Below are 17,361 nucleotides of genomic sequence, written 5' to 3'. Positions count from 1 at the left end.
CGCCAACGCGGTCGTCCGTGATGCGTGACGATCATGCACCGGCGGCGGTCGCCTACCCTTTACCCTTCTTGGGAGCGCTCCCGAGGGGCGCCGGCGGCCACCCCACCCACGAGGAGAATCCATGTCGATGCTCACCAGGCGACACCTGCTGCGCCAAGCGGCGCTGTCGGCCACCGCCGTAACACCGGCCGGTGCCGCCCTGGGCGCGGTCGCCACCGCAGCCGGCGCCACCGCCCTCACCGGTTGCGCCACCGACGACGGCACCGCCCCCACCGATCCGGCCACCAGCGCCGCCGCCCGGTTGCAGTTCCCGGTGGACTTCGGCTGGGGCGCGGCCACCTCGGCGTACCAGATCGAAGGGGCCGCCAAGGAGGACGGCCGGGGCGAGTCGGTCTGGGACACCTTCAGCCGTACCCCCGGGCGCACCCGCAACGGCGACACCGGTGACGTCGCCGCCGATCACTACCACCGCTACGCCGAAGACCTCGATCTGATGCGCGACCTGGGGCTGCGCAGCTACCGGTTCTCCATCTCCTGGCCGCGCATCCAGCCCGACGGCAGCGGTGCCGCCAACCAACGTGGTCTCGACTTCTACCGCCGCCTGATCGACGGGCTGCACGAGCGGGGCATCTCCCCGATGGCCACCCTGTTCCACTGGGACCTGCCGCAGACCCTGCAGGACGCCGGCGGCTGGGAGTCCCGCGAAGTCGCCTACCGCTTCGCCGACTACGCCGCCACCCTCTTCGACGCCCTCGGCGACCGGGTGCCGGTCTGGCTCACCATCAACGAGCCCAAGACCGTGGTGCAGAACGGCTACCTGTACGGCCACCACGCCCCCGGCCGGCGGGATCCCGACGCCGCCTACCTGGTCGCCCACCACCTGCAACTGGCCCACGGCCTCGCGGTGCAGGCGCTGCGCGCCGAGGGCCGGGAGGGTCGCATCGGCCCGGCCTTCAACCTGCACCCCTGCTACCCCGCCGACGACTCCCCCGCCGCCGCCGAGGCCACCCGGCTGTACGACGGTTACGAGAACCGCCTCTACCTCGACTCGGCGCTCAAGGGCAGCTATCCCGAGGACGTCCTGGCCGACCTGGGGCCGGACAGCCGGATGGTGCGCGGCATCCGCGACGGCGACCTGGAGATCATCTCCTCGCCGGTCGACGTGCTCGCCGTGCAGTACTACACCCCGATCTACGTCACCGGCGGCGGCGGCACCACCCGCCGGTGGCCCACCTCCGAGGCCAGCTGGCAGCAGATCTACCCGGACGGGATGTACGACATCCTGACCCGGGTGACCCGGGACTACGGCCCGATCCCGCTGACCGTCACCGAGAACGGACTGCCCACCCCGGACGTCCTCGCCGCCGACGGCACCGTCGAGGACACCGGCCGGGTCACCTTCCTACGTGACCACCTGGCCGCCGCCCACCGCGCCATCACCGACGGGGTGCCCCTGGAGAGCTTCCACGTCTGGTCGCTGCTGGACAACTTCGAGTGGGCCGAGGGGTACGACCAGCGCTGGGGACTGATCTACATCGACTACCCCACCCAGCGGCGCGTACTCAAGCGCAGCGCCCACTGGTACCGCCAGGTAATCGCCGACAACGCGGTGTGAGTCCCGGTTGACGCGCCGGGCCGGCGTACGGATCAGCGCCGCCGGCCCGGCGCGTTGCGGGTGAGGATGCCGTCCAGGGTGGCGTCGGTGCCGGACGCGGGCTGCGCCTAGGCTCACGGGATGGATCGGAACCGACGATCGTTGGGCCGGCCGTTCTGGACGTTCTGGAGCGCAGCCGCACTGGCCAACCTCGGTGACGGCATCCGGGTGGCCGCCTTTCCGCTGCTGGCCGCGGCGCTCACCGACAACCCGCTGGCGGTCGCCGCCGTGGCCGCCGCCCAGTTCCTGCCCTGGCTGGTGTCCGGCCTGCTCGCCGGTGCCCTCGCCGACCGCCGTGGGGCCCGGAGCCTGCTCACCGTCGCCGACACCGGACGGGTCGTCGTGCTCGGCACGCTCGCCGCCGCGATCGCCCTCGGCTGGGCGAGCATCGCCCTCGTGGTGGTCGCCGCCTTCCTACTCGGCATCGGCGAGACCATCCGCGACACGGCTGCCCAGACCGCCGTACCTCGGCTCGTCCCGGACGCTCAGTTGGAGAAGGCGAACGGGCGGCTGGTCGCCGGTGAGATCGTCGGCAACGAGTTCGTCGGCCCGCCGGTGGGGGCGCTGCTGTTCGTCGTCGGCGCCGCCATCCCGTTCGCGGTCAACGGCGCCACGCTCGCCCTGGCGGTGATGCTGGTGTTGTCGCTGCCGCTGACCCTGGCCCACCGGCCCCGCATCGACGACGAGGCGCAGGTCGCCGACGACGGTGTCCTGGCCGGCCTGCGCTGGCTGGTGCGCCAACCGATGCTGCGGACCCTGGTGCTGGTCACCGCCGCCGTGGCCGCCGCCGACACCGCCTGGTTCGCGATCTTCGTGCTCTACGCCCGCGAGGCCCTCGACCTCGGGGCGTTCGGCTTCGGACTACTGCTGGCCACCGGGGCGGCCGGCGGTCTGCTCGGCTCGTTCACCGCCGACCGGCTGATCACCCGGTTCCGCCACCGCACCGTACTCACCTGGTCGATGGCGACCACCGCGGGCGTACCGGTGCTGCTGGCGGTCGTCGCCGACCGGGCCGTGGCCGTGGTCGTGGTGGTCGCCACCAGCGCGGCGTTCGCCGTGCTCAACGTCGCCGCCCTGTCGGTACGGCAGCGGCTGGTGCCCGGCGGGTTGCTGGGTCGGGTCATCGCCGCTTCCCGCCTGGTCACCTACAGCTGTACGGCACTGGGCGCGCTGGCCGGCGGTGCCCTGGCCGCCCGCGCCGGTCTGGGTGCGCCGTTCGTGTTCAGCGGCGCGGTCGCCGTGGCCGCCACCGCAGCCTGGTGGCTCGCCTCCCGGCCGACCATGCCCGGCGCCCTCGGCCTGCGCTGATTCCGATGTTAAGAAGGGGCCCCGCTACTACCGCAGGCGTTAACAAGGGGCCCTTCCTTACCTCAGCGGGGCAGGGCCTGCTGGAGTTCGGCGCGCAGGGCCGGGGTCAACATCTCCCCGGCCTGCTTGGCCAGCCGGGCCATCTCGTAGCCCACCACCCCGATGTCGGCCTCCGCCCCGGCCAGGGTGGCCAGGATCGAGCCGTCCCGGATCTGCATCACCAGGAAGTAGCCGCGACCCATCTCGACCACGGTCTGCTTGACCACGTCACCGTCGAACATCTGGGCCGCACCGGCGGTGATGCTCATCAGGCCCGAGGTCACCGCGGCCAGCTTGTCCGCGTGGTCGCGCGGCAGATGGTCGGAGATCGCGACCAGCAGCCCGTCGGAGGACACCACCACGGCGTGCGCCACACCGGGCACCCGTTGCGTGAACCCGCTGACCAGCCAGCTCAGGTCCCGGGCCTCCTGAGACAACGTTGTCACTTGAGTCCTCCCTCACTCCACGTCCCCGGTGGTGGTACCGGTATCTCGGTGGTCTCCTCGGCCTCGGCCCGTCGCACACCGCTGTACAACTTCGACAACATGCCGCCGACCGCCTCCGGGTCCGGGTCGTGCCGGGTGCTCTGCTGCTGGCCGGGACGGGCCGGCTGGGTGACGGACTGCAACTGCGCCATCGGCACCCGCATCGGCAGTCCCCGGGCGTTGGTGCCCGCCGTCACCGGCACCTCCGGCGGTGCCTCGCCACCGGCGGAGCTCGTCGGTGCGGGCCCCTCCCGAGACCACCACCCGCCGCCGCCGGACGCCGGGACCGTCACCGGGGGGAGTACGTTCTCCGCGCGTACCGGCACGGGGTGTGCCTGTCGGGGCACCGTGGCCGGTCGCCGCCCGGCCACCGGCAGCTCCATCGGAGCGTCGCCGATCTGCGCCGGCGGCGCCGACCGGGGTACCGGTAGCGGACGCTGGGGTACGAAGGGTTCCAACTCCGACGACGGCGACGCCAGCAGGGCATCCGGCAGCCGGACCCGGGCCACCAGCCCGCCGGTCCCGCCGTGCAACCGCACCTCGATGCCGTGCCGGGCGGCCAGATGGCTGACCACGAACAGACCCATCCGCTCCACCGTCGCCACGTCCGCCGCGGGCGGGGTGGCCAGCACGGCGTTGGCCTCGGCCAGTGCGGTCTGGCTCATCCCCAGGCCCTGGTCGGCGATCTCGATGGTCGCCCCGTTGCCCTCCTGACAGGCCATGACCCGCACCAGCGTGTCGGGGCGGGAGAAGGCGGTGGCGTTCTCCAGCAACTCGGCGAGCAGGTGCACCACCTCGCCGACGGCGTGGCCCACCAGATGCAGGTCGGCCACCTCCACGTAGCTCACCCGCTGGTACTGCTCGATCTCCGCGCTGGCGGCCAACAGCACCGCGTTCAACCCGATCGGCCGGTTCCACCGGCGGGTCGATTCCGTGCCGGCCAGCACCAGCAGGCTCTCGTCGTTACGGCGCATCCGGGCGGCTAGATGGTCCAGCTTGAACAGGTTCTCCAGCTGGTCCGGGTCGTTCTCCTCGCGTTCCAGGTCGTCGAGCAGTTCCAGTTGCCGCTCCACCAGCACCTGGCTACGCCGGGCCAGGTTGACGAACATCGCGTTGACGTTGCGCCGCATGTTGGCCTGCTCGACGGCCACCCCGACCGCGCTGCGGTGCACCGCGACGAAGGCCTCGGCCAGTTCGCCGATCTCGTCGAGGGACCGCACCACCGCCGGGGCCACCTCGATGTGCGGTACGCCGCCGGAGACCGAGCGCAGCCGGGCCAGCGCCTCCGGCAGCTCGACCTGCGCGATGTTCAACGCCTGGGAGCGCAGCATGCGGATCGACCTGGCCAGCGAACGGCCGATGAGCACCGAGATCAGTACGGCCACCAGCAGCACCGCGATGATCACCCCGACCATCAGCAGGGTCTCCCGCCACTGGAGTTCGCTGGCCGTCTCGGCCTGCGCGGCCGAGTCCTCCAGCACCCCGGCCTCGAACTCCCGCAGCAGATCGTGGCGTACCTCGCTGAAGGTCCACCAGTCGTCGTCCGGCAGCAGGGTCAGGGCGGTCGGGTCCTGGGTCAGCGCCCGTTCCTCCAGCCGGGCGGCCTGGACGAAGGCGTCGTGCTGGCTGATCCGGTCGTAGCGGGTCACCTGGGCGTGGCTGGCCGCGATGCGGAAGGTGCCCAGGGCGGTCTGCTGGCGGGCCCGCAGGTCGTTTATCTGTGCCCGGTCGTTGGACTCGTACCCGCCGCTGCGGGCCGCCGCATAGAGTTCCGCGCGTACCCGCGAGGTGAGTTCCTTGGCCCGGGCGAACTGCACGTAGCGGGCCACCGCCTCGGACAGGTCCGGCCGCTCCGCGCCGGGGGCGGGCTGGGAGAGCAGGGTGAGCAGGGCGTCCACCGCCCGGTTGTAGTTGCCCAGGATGGTGTCGTTGCTCAACACCACAGTGGTCGTAACGCTGCGCATGTAGCCGACCTGCTGGTATGCCTGGTACGCCACCGTGAAGGCGTCCTGCCAGGCGGCGTCCCCCCTGCCCACCGGCTCGGCCACCCGGCGCAGCGCCTGGGCCGCCTGGTCGGTGTCGGCGCGGTAGGGGGCCAGGGTCGCGGTCACCTGGCCGGTCTCCTCCTCGGAGGCGGCGGCCCGCATGGCGGGCAGCTCACCGACCGTACGGTCGCGCTCCTGCTGCAACCGGTGCACCAGTTCGGCGATCTCCTGCCCGATGCCCACCTGGGCGGAGAAGTCACTCAGGGTGTTGGCCTGGCTGACCAGGTTCTGGGTCTGCACCCCTGCCAGGACCAGGAAGGCCACCGACGGGATCACCAGTACGGTGGCGAGCTTGGTCCGCATCCGCCAGTCGTGGATGCGCAGGGCGGAACGACGACGGTGGGGCACCACCCGGACATCGAACCGACGCCGACGATGCTGTGACACCGTCGGGTCCTGGTCCGGTCCTGTCCCCACCGCTCCTCCTCCCGCGCGTCCACCGCCGCCCGGGGAGCGTCGTCCATCCAACCAGGCCCCGGACCAGTGTCAACGTCCTGCCCTCACGTTGGTTCAGGAGTGCACCGCCGGGCGTCACCCTATGCCGTGCCCGCCGGGGAGTGATCATCCGTCTGGCCGATGTCGGTCAACGCGACGGCGTCGGCGATTCGGCCACAGGCCACCAGTGCGGCACCGGTGGCCCCGATCTCGGGGTGCCGTCCGAACCACACCTGTCGGGGTGCCAGCACCTCGGCGAAGGCCGCGCGCCACCAGGGGGAGGCGGCCATCGCCCCGCCCCCGAGGACCACCTCCACCGGTGCGGAGACTGTGGACTCCAGGGCGGCCAGGTCATCGACGACCTGGTCGCACACTCCGTACATCAGTCCGGCCAGCAGTTGCACCGCGGTGGTGTGGAAGCTCAGGCCGCCCAGCTCACCCGCGCCGGCCCGGCGGCCGCCCGGCGGGCGGTCACCGCCGAAGGCCACACTGACCGGACGCCGGTCCGCCGGCCCCAACTGACTCAGCGCCGCCTCCAGGGCCGGGCCCTGCGGGAGCCGCAGCTCCCGGTCGGCCCAGGCGAACAGGTTCCCCCCGGCGGAGTAGGCCGCCCCGGTGACCACATGATCGTGATCGACGCGGTACCGCCACAGGTTCGGGGGCAGGGGTGCCAGCGGCGCGTGGGCCGGCATCCGCTGGAGCAGCCGTACCGCCGAGGAGGTGCCCACGGTCACGGCCGCCCGGGTGTGGTCGATGCAGCCGGAGCCGACGTTGGAGGCGGCACCGTCACCGGTCGGTGGGGCCCACCGCGCCCGCGCCAGGCCCGGCCAGCGGCCGGCGTACGCCGAGCGCAGCCGTCCCTGCCAGTACGCCGGTGCCAGCTTCGGCAGGCTGTCGCGGCTCACCCCGGCCAGGGCGCAGGCCTCCGGATCCCAGTCGAGGGTACGCAGATCGAGCAGGCCGGTGCCGGAGGCCTGGGACATCGACATCGGGGCCTCGTCGAGCAGTTGACTCAGGGCGTACTCGACCAGGCCGGTGAACCCGGCCACCGGGCTGCCGCAGTGGGCCCGCAGCCAGGGCAGCCGCACCGACCAGTAGCAGCGGTGCCACCAGGTGCCGGTCCGTTGGTGGTAGGCGTGGGCGTCGGCCGGGCCGGTCAGGGTGGCCGGCGGCTCGGCCCGGGTGTCCATCCAGGTGAGGACCGGCCCCAGGGGATGGCCGTCGGCGCCCAGGGGCAGCACGGAGTGCCACTGGGCACTGACCGCCACCACCTCGATCTCGTGCAGCCATCCCTGCTCGCTCAACTCGTCCAGGCACTCCAGCAGACAGGCCAGATAGCCGCGCGCGTCGAGGGTGCCGGTGCCGTCGTCGTCGACCGTCAGCTCGATCTTGCGACGGGCCAAGGCCCCCGGCACCGGCTGAAGGTCGCCGTCCAGCACGAGCCCCCGCACCGAGGAGGTGCCCAGGTCCAGCCCCAGAATGCTCATCGCCGATCAACGTACCCGCTGGTTCCGGGGCGGCAACCTCACCGGGCACCCGGGTACGCCGATCGGCTTCCCCACCGCCGGTTCCGCGCGTAAGGTGAGCGCATGCTTGCGCGACTGTCCTGCTGGTGGCCCGCCGACCCGGCGGCCCACTTCCGCGCCTAGCTTCACCCGCGGCCGCCCGACGAGGCGGCCGCCGGTCCACTCTCCCGGCCCCCGGGCCGCCTCCTACGGCGGCACCCGGCCCGAGGAGAACCGATGACACCGCTGACCGACCTGCTGACCGCCCTCGCCGAAGGCGTCGATCCGGGCCCTTTCGCCCTGATCCGCCGCGAGGGTGCCGAGCATCTGGACCTGTTCACCGGCCCGGTGGGCACGGTCGACCGGCTCGCCGACATTCCGTTACCGGCCGGGCCGCCCGGCCCGGCCACCCTGGCTCTGGTGCCCTTTCGGCAGGTGGCCGAGCGCGGCTTCGCCTGCCGGGACGATGGAGTGCCGCTGGAGTGCCTGCGCATCGACAGCCGGGTACGGCTGCCCCTGGCCGAGGCCCTGGCGGCCCTGCCCGAGGGCCCGGTACGCACCACCGAGGCGGCCTTCGACATCGGCGACGACGAGTACGCCGACATCGTGTCCCGGGTGCTGGCCGAGGAGATCGGTCGCGGCGAGGGGGCGAACTTCGTCATCCACCGCACCCTGCACGCCCGGGTGCAGGGTGCCCCGCTGACCGCCGCGCTGGCCGCGCTGCGGTCCCTGCTGCTGCGCGAGCGCGGGGCGTACTGGACCTTCGTGGTGCACACCGGCACCCGCACCCTGGTCGGGGCCAGCCCGGAACGGCACGTCAGCGTCGAGGACGGGCTGGTCATGATGAACCCGATCAGCGGCACCTTCCGGCACACCGGGGTCGCGGCCGACCGGGCCGCCCTGCTGCGGTTCCTCGCCGACACCAAGGAGGTCGAGGAGCTGTACATGGTCCTCGACGAGGAACTGAAGATGATGGCGACCGTGGCGGAGCACGGCGGCCAGGTGGTCGGGCCGTACCTGAAGGAGATGTCCCACCTGGCGCACACCGAGTACCTGCTGGCCGGTCGCGGTTCCCGGGACGTCCGCGAGGTGCTTAGGGAGACCATGTTCGCCCCCACGGTGACCGGCAGCCCGATGGAGAACGCCTGTCGGGTGATCGCCCGGCACGAGAGCACCGGCCGCCGCTACTACGCCGGGGTGCTGGCCCTGCTGGGGCAGGACGACACCGGCCGGCAGACCCTCGACGCGCCGATCCTCATCCGTACCGCCGAGATCACCCCGGACGGTGCCCTGCGGGTGCCGGTCGGGGCCACCCTGGTGCGTCACTCCACCCCGGCGGCCGAGGTCGCCGAGACCCATGCCAAGGCCGCCGGGGTGCTGGCCGCCCTGGGCCTGGGGCCGCAGGCACCGACCACCGGCACCGGCCCGGTGCGCCGGCTGGCCGACGATCCTGAGGTACGCGCGGCGCTGGCCGCCCGCAACGCGCCGCTGTCCCGGTTCTGGCTGGACCAGCGACCGCCGGGGGCCCTCGCTGTGCCCGGGTTGACCGGCCGCCGGGCCCTGATCGTCGACGGGGAGGACACCTTCACCGGGATGCTGGCGCACCAGTTGGGGGCGCTGGGGCTGGCGGTGACCGTGGCGCCCTGGCACACCGCCCCGCCGGTCGCCGGGTACGACCTGGTGGTGGTCGGCCCCGGGCCCGGCGACCCGAACGGCGACACCCCGAAGATGCGCGGGTTGCGCGGCCTGCTCGGCACCCTGCTGGACGACGGTCGACCGACCCTGGCGGTCTGCCTGGGTCATCAACTGCTGGCCGGGCTGCTCGGGTTGCCGGTGGACCGCCGGGCCACGCCCTACCAGGGGCTGCAACGGAGGGTGCCGGTGTTCGGCACCCTGCGACGGCTGGGCTTCTACGCCACCTTCACCGCCCGGGCCGCCAGAGGCCGTCAGGACAGCCCGTACGGTCCGGTCGAGCTGGCCTGGGACGAGACCGACGGGGCGGTGCACGCCCTGCGCGGCCGGGGCTTCGCCGGGGTGCAGTTCCACCCGGAGTCCGTGCTCAGTCCGGACGGCCTGGCCGTGCTGGCCGACCTGCTGGCGGAGCTGCTGCCGGCACCGGCCGGTGAGCTGTCCCCCGCCGGACAGGCATAGCAGCCCCGATCCGGGGTAGCGCTGGAGACAGGACCGGTGGACCGGGCGGGTTTGAGAGCCCTCGCCCGGACCACCGGTCCGCCGACTGTCAGCCGGCCAGGCCCTGCTTGACGGCCGCGCCGATCTGCACCGCCCGCTTGGCGGTCAGGGCCGTAGCGGCCAGGGCGATGTCGTCCGGTGCGGTCTCGCCGTTGTTGCTGACGTGCGAGGCGCCGTACGGGTTGCCGGCGACGAACTGGCTGGGGTCGGTGTAGCCGGGCGTGACCACGATCCCGCCCCAGTGGTAGAAGACGTTGAACAAGGACAGCAGGGTCGACTCCTGCCCACCGTGTTTGGTGGCGGTGGAGGTGAAGGCCGAGTAGACCTTGTTGGCCAGCGCGCCATTGGCCCACAGCGGCCCGGTGGTGTCGATGAACTGCTTGAGCTGGGCGGCGATCATCCCGTACCGGGTGGGCGAGCCGAAAATGATCACATCGGCCCAGCTCAGGTCGTCCGGCTGGGCCTCCTCGACGTGCTGGGTCTCCAGGTGGTGGGCCGACCATCCCGCGTTGGACCGGATCGCCTCGTCCGGTGCCAGCTCCCGCACCTTGCGCAGGCGTACCTCCGCCCCCGCGTCGCCCACGGCCTCGCAGGCCGCCTGAGCCATCTGATAGGTGATGCCGGTAGCGCTGTAATAGATCACCGCTACCTTGACCTGTGCCGCCATCACGCGTCCTTCCTGCCTCGGGGTTAGCTTCGGCGTCTACCCGATGCTTGCGCCGACAAACACCGGGGTTGTCCACCGGTCGACGGACAAGGGCCACCGGGACCTGCGTACCTCGGGGCGGGTGTCGTCTGACATCCTCGCGGCCATGGAGATCAGGATCGCGACGGCCGCGGACTGGCCGGGCATCTGGCCCTTCCTGCGCGACATCGTCGCGGCCGGGGAGACGTACACCTGGCCCCGCGAGGTAGGTGAGGAACAGGCCCGCGGCATGTGGCTGGTGTCCCCACCCGGTCGTACGGTGGTCGCGGTCGATTCCGACGGCACCGTGCTCGGCACGGCGAAGCTGACCCCCAACCAGTTGGGCCCCGGCGACCATGTGGCCAACGCCAGCTTCATGGTGGCCCCCTGGGCCTCTGGGCGGGGCATCGGCCGGGCCCTGGGCGCTCACGTGCTCGACCTGGCCCGCGCGGACGGCTACCGGGGGATGCAGTTCAACGCCGTGGTGGCCGGCAACACCCGGGCGGTGGCCCTGTGGCGCTCACTCGGGTTCGAGGTGGTCGGGCGGATCCCGGAGGGCTTCCGGCGTCCCGACGACAGCTATGTCGACCTGCTGGTGATGTACCAGCGGCTCTGATCCAGGGGCTTCCTCAAGGCCGGATAGCCTGGGCGGCGTGATGCTTCCCCTGCCCACCGGCGACTTCCAGGCGTACCTGTTCGACTGCGACGGCACCATCGTCGACTCGATGCCCCAGCACTACTCGGCGTGGCGGCAGGCCCTGGACGAGTGGGGCTGCCACTTCCCCGAGGAGTTGTTCTACGCCTGGGCGGGTCGACCCACCGCCGACATCGTGGTCGCCCTCAACGAGCAGCAGCGGCTGAACATGCCCCTGGAGGCGGTCATCGCCCGGCGGGAGGCGCTCTACCAGCAGCTGCTGCCCACCGCGGCCGGCATCCCCGGGGTGCTGCACCACATCGACGACGCGCACGGCCGGATCCCCTTCGCGGTGGTCTCCGGCAGCACCCGCGAGGCGGTCACCGCCTCCCTGGGCGCCCTGGGCATCCTCGACCGGTTCGAGGTGCTGGTCTGCGCCGGTGACTACACCCGACCCAAGCCCGACCCGGAGCCCTTCCTGCGCGCCGCCGAGCTGCTCGGCGTACCCCCGCAGGCCTGCCTGGTCTTCGAGGACGCCGACCTGGGCATCGAAGCCGCCACGGCGGCCGGCATGGCGGCGGTCCGGGTGCCGCAGCCCCGCCAGGGCTGAGCGGTACGGCTCGCGCCTTTACTCAAGAGTTCCGCAAGGTGCCCGACACATGGTTCTCGGCCGCAGTGGAAAGCGCCATCCTGAGAAGACCGCTGCCGGCGACTCGCATCGCCGCCCCGCGGCGGCGAACCTGAACGGGGGATCGCGCTCCGCCACCAACGATGCTGGCGTAGCGCGATCAGGGGTGTGCTCACCTGAATGGCGTGGCCCGCTGATGTCGGTGGCCCCTCCTATGCTGCGGTGGACCACCAGCAAGGGAAGGCGGCCTACCTCGTGGCACCCACCGTTTCGACGGCGCTGACCGGCGCCGAGGCGCTCGCCCTGCGGATGACCAGCCTGCTGCTGCCTCCCACCGCCACCGCGCCCGCCACGGTTGCCGAGGTGGTGGAGTGGTTCGGCGCCATGCAGGCACAGGACCTGGCCAGCGGCATGTGGTCGTTGGGGGTACGACTGCCCGGATCCACCCACGCGGAGGTGCACGCCGCCCTGGAGCGCCGGGAGGCCCTGCGGACCTGGCCGATGCGCGGCACCATCCACCTCGTACCGGCCCGGGACGCCCGCTGGCTGCTGGAGTTGACCGGGGTACGCGCCCTGGCCGGTGCCGCCCGGCGACGGGAGTCCGTCGGCCTGTCCGAGGCCGAGGCCGACCGCGCGGTCGACGTGCTGGGCGCGGCCCTTGCCGGCGGCACCCGCCTGACCCGCACCGAGTGCGTCGCCGCGCTGGTCGCGGCCGGCATCGACGCCTCCGGCCAGCGCGGCTACCACCTGCTGTGGTACGCGGCCCAGCGCGGCGTCACCTGCATCGCCCCCAACATCGGCACCGAGCAGACCTTCGCGCTGCTCGACGAATGGGCCCCCGGCCAGCACCAACTCGACCGGGACGAGGCCCTGGCCACCCTGGCGCTGCGCTACTTCCGCAGCCACGGCCCCACCACCCGGCAGGACTTCGCGGGCTGGACCGGCCTGACCGCCGCCGACGCGAAACGCGCCATCGCCGCCGCCGGGGACGACCTGACCACCGTCCAGGTGGACGGCGCCGAGGCGGTGCTGCACACCCCGCTGTTGGACGCGCCCCGGGTCGGGGCGGACGAGGTGCTGGTGCTGCCCGGCTTCGACGAGTACCTGCTCGGCTTCAAGGACCGCACGCTGATGCTCGACCCGGAGCACAAGCAGGCCATCATCCCCGGCGGCAACGGTGTCTTCCAGGCCACCGTCGTGGTCGGTGGCCGGGTGGTCGGCACCTGGAAACGCAGCCTGGCCAAGACCCGGGTCACCCTGGCAGTGCAGCCCCTGGTCGACCTGGTTGCGGCCCGACGGGCGCAGGTCGAGCAGGCCCTCGGCCGGTACGCCGACTTCCTCGCCCTGCCGCCCCGGGTCACCTGGAACAGCTGACCCCTCCCCCGCCTGCTGGCGGCGTCGGGTCCGGCTGCGCGCCCACGTCAGGGAGATCGTGCTCGATCTGGGATCGAGTGGTCTCGTCGAGCTGCCAGACCACTCGATCCCGGATCGAGCGTGATCATGACGGAGTCCCTTTGTGCGCAGACAGCGCAATCACGAAGAAGACGCGGCGTGGTCGACCGAGCACACTAGGCGCACTCTCGTACGGCGATCGGCTGGCCGACATGGTGCCCGGAGGTGCGTGTGTACCGTCCGATCCTGGACCCGCTCGCCGACTCGCTGGCGTTGAGCGCCCTCGTCGCCGGGCTGCCGATCGTCACCCTGTTCCTGTTGCTCGGCGTGCTGCGGGTACGGGCCTGGCTGGCCGCACTCGGCGCACTCGCCGTCGCGCTGCTGGTCTCCGTCCTGGCGTACTCGATGCCGACCGGGCAGGCGCTGCTCACCGCCAGCCAGGGCGCTACCTTCGCGCTGTTCCCGCTCGTGTGGACCTTCGGCACCGCCATCTGGATCTACCGGATGACCGTGACGAGTGGACACTTCGACGTGCTCCGGCGCTCCTTCGCCCGGGTCAGCGACGACCAGCAGGTGCAGGCGCTGGTGATCGCGTTCTGCTTCGGTTCCCTGTTGGAGGGGCTGGCCGGCCAGGGCACCCCGGTCGCGATCACCACGGTGATGCTGCTGGCGCTGGGCTTCCGGCCGATGAAGGCGGCCACGGTGGCGCTGGTGGCCAACACCGTACCGGCCGCCTTCGGGCCGCTAGGCCTGCCGATCACCACCCTGGCCCGGGTGACCGACCTGCCCACCGGTGACCTGGGCGCGATGGCCGGACGACAGGTACCGGTGATCGCACTGTTCATTCCCCTGCTGCTCGTCGGCATGGTCGGCGGTCGCCGAGGGCTGCGCCGGACCTGGCACATCGCCCTCGCCTGCGGCGTGTCGTTCGCCCTGGCCCAGTTCCTCACCTCGAACTACTTCGCGATGGCCCTGGCCGACATCGTCGCCGGGCTGGTCAGCGCCGTGGTGGTGACCGTGACCGCACGGGTGTGGCCGCCTCGACGCCACGACGACCGGGTGCTCGACGCCGACGGCCCGGCGGAACTCGGCACGCCTCCCGGGCAGGCCCCGGCCACCTCGGGCGGGCCGGGCAAGCGGGGCATGGCGGGCGGGCCGGCGGATCCTGCGGTGGCGGTCGCCAGCCGTACGGAAGTGGCTTCGCAGCCGCCGGACACCCCGGTCGAGGTGTGGCGGGCGTACGCCCCGTACCTGGTGATCGTGGCGATCTTCGGTCTGTCGCAGGTGCCCGCGATCGCGGAGGCGCTCAACGCGGTAACGGTGACCTTCAACTGGCCCGGACTGCACCTGCTGACCGTGTCGGGGGCCCCGTCTACCTTGCCGGTCTTCCGGTTCAACTGGCTCTCCTCCACCGGCACCCTGCTGGTGCTGGCCGGACTGGTGACGATGGCGATCCTGCGGGTCACCCCACGCACCGCCCTGGTCGCGTACGGACAGACCCTGGCCTCGCTGCGCTGGGCGATCCTCACCGTGTGCGGACTGCTGGCGCTGGCCTTCGTGATGAACGGCAGTGGGCAGACCGCGACGCTGGGCACCTGGATGGCCGGGGCCGGGGGCCTGTTCGCGCTGCTCTCACCGGTGCTCGGCTGGCTGGGGGTGGCGCTCACCGGCTCGGACACCTCGTCCAACTCGCTGTTCGGTGCCCTCCAGGTCACCGCCGCGCAGCGCGCAGGTCTGGACCCGGTGCTGCTCGCCGCCGCCAACGCCTCCGGCGGAGTGGTCGGCAAGATGATCTCGTTGCAGAACCTGACGATCGCGGCGAGCGCGGTCGGGCTCGACGGCCGCGAGGGCGACCTGTTCCGCCGGATGTTCGGCTGGAGCGTGGTGTTGATCTGCGCGATGGCCCTGCTGGTCGGCTTGCAGGCCACCCCGGTGCTGAGCTGGATGATCCCGTGACGGCTCCGCCGGGTCAGGTCGGCCCGGCCGAGGCCAGCAGGGCAGCTTGATCGTCCCGCTCGGCTTCCCGGGCACGTCGTACCATCCGGCCCACCTCGCGTAGTCCGACCGCCGCAAGGTGGGCGGCGTAGTCCTGCGCCACGGTGTCGTAGGCACGCCGCACACCGACGTACCCGCCGGGGGTCGAGGGGACGGATTCACCGGGAGCCGAGGCCGTGGAACTCACGGCCGCATCATCGCACCAGCGCCGCCGCCCACGCTGGCGACATCCCCGTCGCCGGGCGCGGGCGGCGGCGTCCGTAGGCCCGCCATGGGCGCTGTTAACAAGGGGCCCTTCCTCTACCGCAGGAGTTAATAAGGTGCCCTTCCTTACATTCAGTCGGGCAGGGTCAGGTTGCGGCCGTTGGCGGGGTCGAACAGGTGCAGTTTTTCCAGGTTGAACCAGATGCGCCGGTCCTCCCCCTCGGTCACGGTGGACTCGGCCGACAGCCGGGTGACCAGGTTGGAGCCGGCACCGGCGAAGTCGGCGGCACCGGCGTCGGCGGCCAACTCCTCCAGCTCGGCGGCGGTGGCCCGGCCCCCTTCGACGGTCAGGTAGACGTACTTGTCCGAGCCCATCGACTCGACGATGTCCACCGGGGCGCTGAACTCCATGCCCCGGTCGCGGCTCTGCTCGTCGACCAGTTCGGCGTCTTCGAAGTGTTCGGGGCGGATGCCGAGGATCAGCTCACGCGGGGCATCCGCCTCGGAGAGCTCCCGGCGGATCCGGTCGCCGATCGGCAGGTCACCCAGGGCCGTACGCAGCCGGCCCTCCTCGAGGGTCGCGGGCAGGAAGTTCATCGACGGCGAGCCGATGAAACCGGCCACGAAGAGGTTGTTCGGGTGGTCGTACAGCTCCTGCGGCGGGCCGACCTGCTGGACCGCCCCACCCCGCATGATCACTACCCGGTCGCCGAGGGTCATCGCCTCGGTCTGGTCGTGGGTGACGTAGACCGTGGTGGTGCCGAGCTTCTTCTGCAGCCGGGACACCACGGTACGCATCTGCACCCGCAGCTTGGCGTCCAGGTTGGACAGCGGCTCGTCCATCAGGAAGGCCTTGGGTTGACGCACGATGGCCCGGCCCATCGCCACCCGCTGCCGCTGGCCACCGGAGAGGTTGGCCGGCTTGCGGTCCAGCAGAGAGGTCAGCTCCAGGACCTTCGCGGCCTCGTCCACCTTCTGGTCGATGGTGGCGCGATCCAGCTTGGCCAGCCGCAGCGGAAAGGCCATGTTCTCCCGCACGGTCATGTTCGGGTACAGCGCGTAGGACTGGAAGACCATCGCGATGTCCCGATCCCGGGGCGCCTTGTCGTTCACCCGCTGCCCGTCGATGCGCAGTTCACCGGAGCTGATGTCCTCCAGCCCGGCGATCATGTTGAGGGTGGTGGACTTGCCGCAACCGGAGGGACCGACCAGGATCACGAACTCGCCGTCGGCGATCTCCAGGTCGACCTCCCGCACCGCCGTGGTGCCGTCCGGGAACTTCTTGCTCACCTTGTCGAGCACGATGTCAGCCATGAGAAACCACCTATCCCTTGACGGCGCCGGAGGTCAGGCCGGAGACGATGCGGCGCTGGAAGAAGAGGACGAACAGGATGATCGGTACGGTGATCACCACGGCGGCGGCGCAGATGGCCCCGGTCGGGTCCTCGAACTGCGAGGCGCCGGTGAAGAACGACAGCGCCACCGGCACCGTGCGGGACCGCTCGGTGGAGGTCAGCGAGATGGCGAACAGGAAGTCGTTCCAGCAGAAGATGAAGACCAGGATGGCCGTGGTGAACAGCCCCGGCGCGGCCAGCGGGGCGATCACCCGCCGGAAGGCCTGGGCCTGGGTGGCGCCGTCCATCTTGGCCGCCTTCTCCAGGTCCCAGGGGATCTGCTTGAAGAAGGCCGACAGGGTGTAGATCGCCAGCGGCAACGCGAAGGTGATGTACGGCAGGATCAGGCCGGGCCAGGTGTCGAAGAGACCCAACTGCCGCTCGATCTCGAACAGCGGCGAGACCAGCGACACCTGGGGGAACATCGCGATCAGCAGGGAGACCCCGACCAGCAGCCGCTTGCCGGGGAAGTCCAGCCGGGAGATCGCGTACGCGGCCATCGCGCCGAGCACCACGGCGATCACGGTCGCGATCATCGCGATGCCGATCGAGTTGACCAGGGCCCGGACGAACTGGTCGGTGCCGAAGATGTTGCGGTAGTTGTCCAGGGTCCACTCCCGGGGAATGAACTTCCCGTCGGTGAGGGTGGCCGGGGTCTTGAACGACAGCGACATGATCCACAGCACCGGGATCAGGGCGAAGACGACCACTACGGCGTTCAGCAGGCCCCATTGCAGCTTGGCGCGGCGGGCGGTGGTGTCAGCCATG

Annotated in this window: 14 protein-coding genes; 7 read left to right on the top strand and 7 right to left on the bottom strand. The window is 71.7% G+C overall.

Annotated features, from left to right (window positions below; translation table 11 throughout):
• Positions 1-121 precede the first annotated feature (121 nt).
• Together OIE53_RS03660 and OIE53_RS03655 are read left to right on the top strand one after the other, a co-directional pair.
• Positions 122-1,615 carry a GH1 family beta-glucosidase gene (locus tag OIE53_RS03660; protein WP_327025139.1) on the top strand — a complete coding sequence of 498 codons (1,494 nt, stop codon included), beginning with the start codon at positions 122-124 and terminating at the stop codon, positions 1,613-1,615.
• Between the two features lie 120 nt (positions 1,616-1,735).
• Positions 1,736-2,962 carry an MFS transporter gene (locus OIE53_RS03655; RefSeq protein ID WP_327025138.1) on the top strand — a complete coding sequence of 409 codons (1,227 nt, stop codon included), beginning with the start codon at positions 1,736-1,738 and terminating at the stop codon, positions 2,960-2,962.
• Positions 2,963-3,024: 62 nt separating this feature from the next.
• On the opposite strand, the gene OIE53_RS03650 is transcribed toward OIE53_RS03655, so the two are convergent.
• From OIE53_RS03650 to OIE53_RS03640, 3 genes are all read right to left on the bottom strand, one after another.
• Positions 3,025-3,447, bottom strand: coding sequence for a roadblock/LC7 domain-containing protein (locus OIE53_RS03650; protein WP_425768993.1), 423 nt, complete (start codon positions 3,445-3,447; stop codon positions 3,025-3,027).
• Entirely contained in the window at positions 3,444-5,948 is a 2,505-nt protein-coding gene (locus OIE53_RS03645; protein WP_327025137.1) for a sensor histidine kinase, read from the bottom strand. Before OIE53_RS03645 ends, OIE53_RS03650 begins: the two co-directional genes overlap by 4 nt.
• A gap of 119 nt (positions 5,949-6,067) precedes the next feature.
• A complete protein-coding gene (locus tag OIE53_RS03640; RefSeq protein WP_327025136.1) occupies positions 6,068-7,453 on the bottom strand; it encodes an FGGY family carbohydrate kinase in 1,386 nt (461 codons plus the stop codon).
• 255 nt (positions 7,454-7,708) lie between these two features.
• Here OIE53_RS03640 and OIE53_RS03635 point away from each other — a divergent pair, with 255 nt between their 5' ends.
• Positions 7,709-9,622 carry an anthranilate synthase family protein gene (locus OIE53_RS03635; RefSeq protein ID WP_327025135.1) on the top strand — a complete coding sequence of 638 codons (1,914 nt, stop codon included), beginning with the start codon at positions 7,709-7,711 and terminating at the stop codon, positions 9,620-9,622.
• Between the two features lie 88 nt (positions 9,623-9,710).
• On the opposite strand, the gene wrbA is transcribed toward OIE53_RS03635, so the two are convergent.
• Positions 9,711-10,328: an NAD(P)H:quinone oxidoreductase gene (gene wrbA / locus OIE53_RS03630; RefSeq protein WP_327025134.1), complete on the bottom strand. Its 618-nt coding sequence runs from the start codon at positions 10,326-10,328 to the stop codon at positions 9,711-9,713.
• A 145-nt stretch (positions 10,329-10,473) separates the two neighbouring features.
• On the opposite strand from wrbA, the gene OIE53_RS03625 reads away from it, so the two are divergent.
• The 4 genes from OIE53_RS03625 to OIE53_RS03610 all read left to right on the top strand — a co-directional run bounded on the left by OIE53_RS03625 (position 10,474) and on the right by OIE53_RS03610 (position 14,956).
• Positions 10,474-10,962, top strand: a complete 489-nt coding sequence (locus tag OIE53_RS03625; RefSeq protein WP_327025133.1) for a GNAT family N-acetyltransferase — start codon at positions 10,474-10,476, stop codon at positions 10,960-10,962.
• A 37-nt stretch (positions 10,963-10,999) separates the two neighbouring features.
• Positions 11,000-11,590, top strand: a complete 591-nt coding sequence (locus tag OIE53_RS03620; RefSeq protein WP_327025132.1) for an HAD family hydrolase — start codon at positions 11,000-11,002, stop codon at positions 11,588-11,590.
• Positions 11,591-11,917: 327 nt separating this feature from the next.
• Positions 11,918-12,982 carry a winged helix DNA-binding domain-containing protein gene (locus tag OIE53_RS03615; RefSeq protein ID WP_442791392.1) on the top strand — a complete coding sequence of 355 codons (1,065 nt, stop codon included), beginning with the start codon at positions 11,918-11,920 and terminating at the stop codon, positions 12,980-12,982.
• 243 nt (positions 12,983-13,225) lie between these two features.
• Complete coding sequence (locus tag OIE53_RS03610; protein ID WP_327025130.1) at positions 13,226-14,956, top strand: L-lactate permease; 1,731 nt, start codon at positions 13,226-13,228, stop codon at positions 14,954-14,956.
• A 13-nt stretch (positions 14,957-14,969) separates the two neighbouring features.
• On the opposite strand, the gene OIE53_RS03605 is transcribed toward OIE53_RS03610, so the two are convergent.
• From OIE53_RS03605 to OIE53_RS03595, 3 genes are all read right to left on the bottom strand, one after another.
• Entirely contained in the window at positions 14,970-15,182 is a 213-nt protein-coding gene (locus tag OIE53_RS03605) for a hypothetical protein (protein ID WP_327025129.1), read from the bottom strand.
• A gap of 149 nt (positions 15,183-15,331) precedes the next feature.
• Positions 15,332-16,513: an ABC transporter ATP-binding protein gene (locus tag OIE53_RS03600; RefSeq protein WP_327025128.1), complete on the bottom strand. Its 1,182-nt coding sequence runs from the start codon at positions 16,511-16,513 to the stop codon at positions 15,332-15,334.
• A gap of 10 nt (positions 16,514-16,523) precedes the next feature.
• On the bottom strand, positions 16,524-17,360 hold the full coding sequence (locus tag OIE53_RS03595; RefSeq protein ID WP_327025127.1) for a carbohydrate ABC transporter permease: 837 nt from the start codon (positions 17,358-17,360) through the stop codon (positions 16,524-16,526).
• Between the last annotated feature and the right edge of the window lies 1 nt (position 17,361).

This window comes from Micromonospora sp. NBC_01739, assembly GCF_035920385.1.
Taxonomy (GTDB): domain Bacteria; phylum Actinomycetota; class Actinomycetes; order Mycobacteriales; family Micromonosporaceae; genus Micromonospora.
The sequence above is the reverse complement of the archived record's forward strand: the minus strand, read 5'-3'. Positions and strand labels throughout refer to the sequence as shown.